Consider the following 5,348-nt stretch of genomic DNA (forward strand, 5'->3'; position numbering starts at 1 on the left):
GCAAGCTGCACGTCTACAGGTGTTTTACCCAAGTTTGAGAGTGTTTTTTAACTTTCGAGCTGTCCTCTAAAAGCGCAGCGCCTCTAAAACTCTTTGTGAATAACAGCCCTTAAAAATAGGAATGCACAAAGAGAAGAAAAAGAGGAATAAATGAGAAGACAAAGCCAATGCTGACTCAGGGTTATTAAAGTAAAAGCGCTGCTTTTAAACGCCAGCAAGCTGCGCGTCTACAGGTGTTTGTTCACAAGGTTGGGAGTATGACTTGTAGACGTAGAGCTTGCTTACGTTAGAAGCGTAGTTTCTAACCTTGAAAACTATTATTTTTAACTGTTTGTGATGGGTTTTCACCAAATAGTTGCGTGTAATCTTTAGCAAATTGTCCCGCATGCCAAAATCCCCAATTGGCTGCTATTACTGAAATGGGCTTATCTTGGTTTGTTTTTTTAGTTCCCGCCTTACATTATTTAAACGTGTTAAACGTAAAAACCGCAAAGGGTTAATTCCTAAAATACTTTCAAAACTATACTGAAGTGTGCGCCTACTTACAAAAGCAAGCTCGCACAGCTCTGTTATGGTTATTGTTTTTTGAGGATTGGCAATCACGTAATCTTTTACTCTATCGACTACGGTTTTTCGGTGTTTATAACTTGGCGCAATATTTTGTTGTGGATTATCTGCTTGTAATAACTGAAGTGCCAACATGTTTAGCATATCTTGTTGTGATTCGACTTTAAGCCCAAAGCCCTTGCCTGCAACCATGCTATTAATTATTTGCCTTGCCGTTTGTAAAGATGAGTCACTGACCGATAAGCGAGCTGATTGAGCAGATGACAGGTTTTTTAATGTTACGCCTTGTAGTTGCGCCATATATTCAATTGAGCTCCAATCGATTACCAAACCATAAATATTAAACTGCTCAGGGGTTATTAGCTCAAAGTCATTATCACTTGTACGGCACATAAATTGATTACTTGCTACATTTAGACCATTAATCTTACTTTGCTGAGGCTGACAAGGAATGCCAAGCCAAACAGAATTTGGGGCTATGTTACACTGCTGACGAAGCGCTCGTTCGGTGTATTCCTTAAACACATGAATATTTGTGTAATCAATTTCTTCGATTAAACCATAAAAGGTGCCATCACTAATCTGATCGTACTTTTGCTGCCATTGAGTAAGGTTATGCGCTTGCTCATCTATATCGTGTGTTTGCACCTTGCTCTTTAGTGGTGCGCTGTACTTACTTTGCTGCGCCATATCGGGGATGCTCTTTTTCGTAATATTTCTATTATGGTTAAGTTAACATCGCTTTGTGCATTCAACTAATTGAATTAAAACAATAAATAATCTTTTGCCAAAATTCGATAGCCACTTGGTACAAAATAAGCTGTCTGTAACTATATAAAATAGATTTATAGTTAAGATAAAGCAAAACCTATACCAAGGTGAGTATTTCTTGCTATGTGAGGTAAATCATGAGGCAGATGTATCGTTATACGCTAGGTACTCAAACATACCAATTTAAAAACCTCGCTGAGGTGATGGCAAAAGCGACGCCACATCGTTCAGGTGACAGGTTAGCAGGCGTAATTGCACTATCGGCGCAAGAACGTGCTGTGGCACAAATGACATTGGCAGATATTCCTCTTAAAACATTTTTAAATGAGGTACTTATTCCCTACGAAGACGATGAAATTACACGTTTAATTATTGACGATCACGATGTAAATGCATTTCTGGCTATTGCGCATTTAACTGTAGGCGATTTTCGTAATTGGCTTTTAAGCGACTTTGCAACACCCGCTGTACTTGCAAGTATAAGGCAAGGTATTACACCTGAAATGGCTGCTGCTGTTAGTAAAATAATGCGTAATCAAGATCTCATATTAATTGCTAAAAAGTGCCATGTTACGAGTGCGTTTAGAAATACCATTGGCCTCCCTGGACATCTTTCTACACGCCTACAACCAAATCACCCAACTGACGATATTAACGGTATTGCTGCATGCATACTTGATGGATTGCTATACGGGAATGGCGATGCCGTAATAGGTATAAACCCTGCAACCGATAACGTTGCCCAAGCCATTAAATTAATGACGTTAATGGATAATGTTATTCAAAAATATGCCATACCGACCCAAAGCTGTGTGCTCACCCATGTTACTAACACCATTGAATGTATAGAAGCGGGTGCACCGGTTGATTTAGTATTTCAATCAATTGGCGGCACAGAGGCTACTAACTCAAGCTTTGGTTTTAATTTAAATACCTTAGCTGAAGCGCAAGATGCCGCTTTGAGTTTAAAACGCGGCACTGTTGGCAATAATGTGATGTATTTTGAAACCGGGCAAGGGAGTTCGCTTTCAGCAAATGCGCATCATGGGCTCGATCAACAAACCTGCGAAACTCGCGCTTATGCAGTTGCTCGTAAGTTTAACCCGTTACTGGTAAATACCGTGGTGGGGTTTATTGGCCCTGAATATTTGTTTGATGGTAAAGAAATTACCCGAGCAGGACTTGAGGATCACTTTTGCGCTAAGTTACTCGGTATACCGATGGGGTGCGACGTGTGTTACACCAATCATGCTGAGGCCGATCAAAACGATATGGATAACTTGCTGACGCTATTAGGTGTTGCGGGTTGCTCGTTTGTAATGGGAATACCTGGCTCTGACGATATTATGCTTAATTACCAAACTACTTCATTTCATGATGCATTATATGTTCGTCGAGTTCTTGGCTCTAGACCCGCCCCCGAGTTTGAAGCATGGCTAAGCAAGATGAAAATAATGCAAAGCACTACCGATATTACGCTTTCAGACACCTTGCCTCCTGCCTTTGCTAAACCTCTGGGTGCAATTACTGGGGGTGGCTCATGAAATCAAGTTCAAAACCGGCCACGCTTTTAAATAATTTAGTAAATGAGCATAAAAATAACGGCAATGTGGTGCACAACCCATGGAGTGATTTACGGCGTTTGACCGACGCCCGTATTGGCCTTGGGCGTGCGGGTATAAGTTTACCAACCTCAGAAATGCTGGCTTTTCAGCTATCTCATGCACAAGCGCGCGATGCGGTGAGTTTTCCGCTTGATATTAACGAAATGACTGAGCAACTAGGCAGTATTAGTGCTCTAAAAGAGGTTGCCCCTCCCTTGCATTTACACAGCCAAGCCGTTGACAGAGTTATTTACCTTCAGCGACCAGATTTAGGCCGCAAGCTTAATGAAAATGGTAGGCAAACACTCCTCAACTATATGAATAAACAAAAGCAAACTACGCAGGCGAAATACGATTTAGCGATTGTAGTGGTTGATGGACTTTCGTCGTTGGCGGTACAAAAAAATGCATACCCATTTATAACAGAGCTATTAACGCACCTTACAACAGACAGCCAGTTTAAAATTGCCCCCATCACGTTAGTTGAACAAGGACGAGTTGCGATTGGAGACGATATAGGTGAGCTGCTAAATGCGCAGGTGGTTATGGTGTTAATAGGAGAGCGCCCAGGACTTAGTTCGCCAGATAGCCTTGGCTTGTATTTAACATGGGAGCCCAAAACAGGGCTTAACGATGCATGTCGTAATTGCATATCGAATATTCGCCCTGCAGGCCTACCTTATACAGAAGCGGTTAGACGCGCACTGTACTTATTACGTGAAGCTAAAAAACTAAAACTAACTGGGGTTAATTTAAAAGACCGTACACAAGACGATGTAATTGAGCATCAGGTTTCAACCACTAACTTTTTAATTGCTGAGTAATTTTAATTAAAAACACATGAAATAAAACAATAAAAACTAAACAACAACGGAGAAGGGTTATGTCTACTAATAATAATACAGAGTACCTTGCTAAAAGACAGTTAAAACGGGGTACTGCGGGTTGGTTACTACTCGCAGGTTTGGGTGTGTCGTATGTAATATCGGGTGACTTTGCAGGCTGGAACTTTGGTATCGCCGAAGCCGGTTGGGGTGGTTTTGCCATTGCTGCGATATTAATGGCGGTTATGTATTTAGCGCTTGTGTTGTCGCTTGCTGAAATGTCGGCTGCAATACCTGCGGCAGGCGGTGGTTACAGTTTTGCGCGCCAAGCTATGGGCCCAGCGGGAGGCTATTTAACCGGGCTTGCCGTATTAATTGAATATGTACTGGCACCTGCCGCAATCGTTATTTTTATAGGTTCAGCAGTGGAAGCATTAACAGGGTTTAATGGTCCTTGGGTATATGCGGCATTTTACTTGGTGTTTGTGGGGATTCACTTGGCGGGGGTAGGTGAGGCGCTAAAAGTAATGATGGTAATAAGTGGTTTAGCCGTACTTGCTATTATTGCTACTGCGGTTGTATTAATTACAAATTTTGATCCAGCGCGCTTATTTGACGTCCCAGTAACCGATGCAGTGGGAGCTAGTGAATTTTTACCTCTAGGTTGGTATGGAGTTTGGGCTGCATTACCGTTTGCTATGTGGTTATTTTTGGCTGTTGAAGGTGTACCGCTTGCTGCAGAAGAAGCTAAAGATCCCGCCAAAGATGTGCCAAAAGGCATAATTGGCGCAATGATTTTTTTACTATTCACCGCGTTATTAGTTGTTGTGCTAGTACCCGGTGCTGCAGGTGCAAATGCAATGGGCTCAAGTGCAGTACCGCTTGTTGATGCACTTAACGCAACGGGTAATAGTAGTTTAGCAACCGTGGTTAATATTTTAGGTTTAGCTGGGTTAGTCGCTTCGTTTTTCTCTATTATTTATGGCTATAGCCGTTTAGTGTTTGCGCTTTCACGTGCAGGTTATCTACCGCAATCTTTGTCTATTACTACTGAGCGAAAAGTACCCGCTCGTGCGTTAATTGTCCCTGCTATTTTGGGTTTTTTAGCATCACTCAGTGGCGAAGGCGATTTAATGCTTGCTATGGCGGTAGTCGGTGCCACAATTTCGTATGCGTTAATGGCGCTGAGTCACATTATGCTTCGTGTGAAACAACCTGATTTACCGCGTCCTTATAAAACACCGGGTGGCATAGTTACTTCAAGCATTGCCTTGGTGCTTTCGCTTATTGCGTTAACGGGTGTGTATGCATTTGACCCGCGTGCATTTTTATACACTTTGGTGCTGTTTATAGTGGGGGCTGCATATTACTTTGGCTACAGCGCTAAGCACTTAGTTGCTAAAACGGCGGATGAAGAATTTGCGATGTTAGCAGACGCAGAGTCTGATTTAGCCACATCAAGTTAATAACTCTCTATATGCCAGCAAGCTGCACGTCTACAAGTGTTTTACCCAAGTTCAATAATATGACTTGTAGACGTAAAGCTTGCTTACCTTAGAAGCGAAGCGTCTCAAGATTTTTG

At 42.1% G+C, this 5,348-nt stretch carries 3 protein-coding genes and 1 pseudogene; 3 read left to right on the forward strand and 1 reads right to left on the reverse strand.

The features are described 5' to 3' along the window. Positions 1 to 301: 301 nt before the first annotated feature. Positions 302 to 1,257: pseudogene (locus P20652_RS00115) on the reverse strand (helix-turn-helix domain-containing protein). Positions 1,258 to 1,475: 218 nt separating this feature from the next. Between P20652_RS00115 and P20652_RS00110 the strand changes: the two are divergent. From P20652_RS00110 to eat, 3 genes are read left to right on the forward strand one after another with little or no spacing between them, the layout of a single operon-like run. After that, positions 1,476 to 2,882, forward strand: a complete 1,407-nt coding sequence (locus P20652_RS00110) for an ethanolamine ammonia-lyase subunit EutB (protein WP_008173133.1) — start codon at positions 1,476 to 1,478, stop codon at positions 2,880 to 2,882. Next, complete coding sequence (gene eutC / locus P20652_RS00105; protein WP_008173135.1) at positions 2,879 to 3,766, forward strand: ethanolamine ammonia-lyase subunit EutC; 888 nt, start codon at positions 2,879 to 2,881, stop codon at positions 3,764 to 3,766. The genes P20652_RS00110 and eutC overlap by 4 nt, the downstream gene beginning before the upstream one ends. 59 nt (positions 3,767 to 3,825) lie before the next feature. Next, positions 3,826 to 5,232: an ethanolamine permease gene (gene eat / locus P20652_RS00100; RefSeq protein WP_008173136.1), complete on the forward strand. Its 1,407-nt coding sequence runs from the start codon at positions 3,826 to 3,828 to the stop codon at positions 5,230 to 5,232. Positions 5,233 to 5,348 lie beyond the last annotated feature (116 nt).

It is taken from the genome of Pseudoalteromonas sp. BSi20652 (assembly GCF_000239855.1).
In the GTDB taxonomy this organism is placed as follows: Bacteria; Pseudomonadota; Gammaproteobacteria; order Enterobacterales; family Alteromonadaceae; genus Pseudoalteromonas.

What these genes read in the sequence shown, in the direction of transcription:
- P20652_RS00110 (WP_008173133.1), top strand. Translation starts at nt 1,476, where the DNA reads ATGAGGCAGATGTATCGTTATACGCTAGGTACTCAAACATACCAATTT.
- eutC (WP_008173135.1), top strand. Translation starts at nt 2,879, where the DNA reads ATGAAATCAAGTTCAAAACCGGCCACGCTTTTAAATAATTTAGTAAAT.
- eat (WP_008173136.1), top strand. Translation starts at nt 3,826, where the DNA reads ATGTCTACTAATAATAATACAGAGTACCTTGCTAAAAGACAGTTAAAA.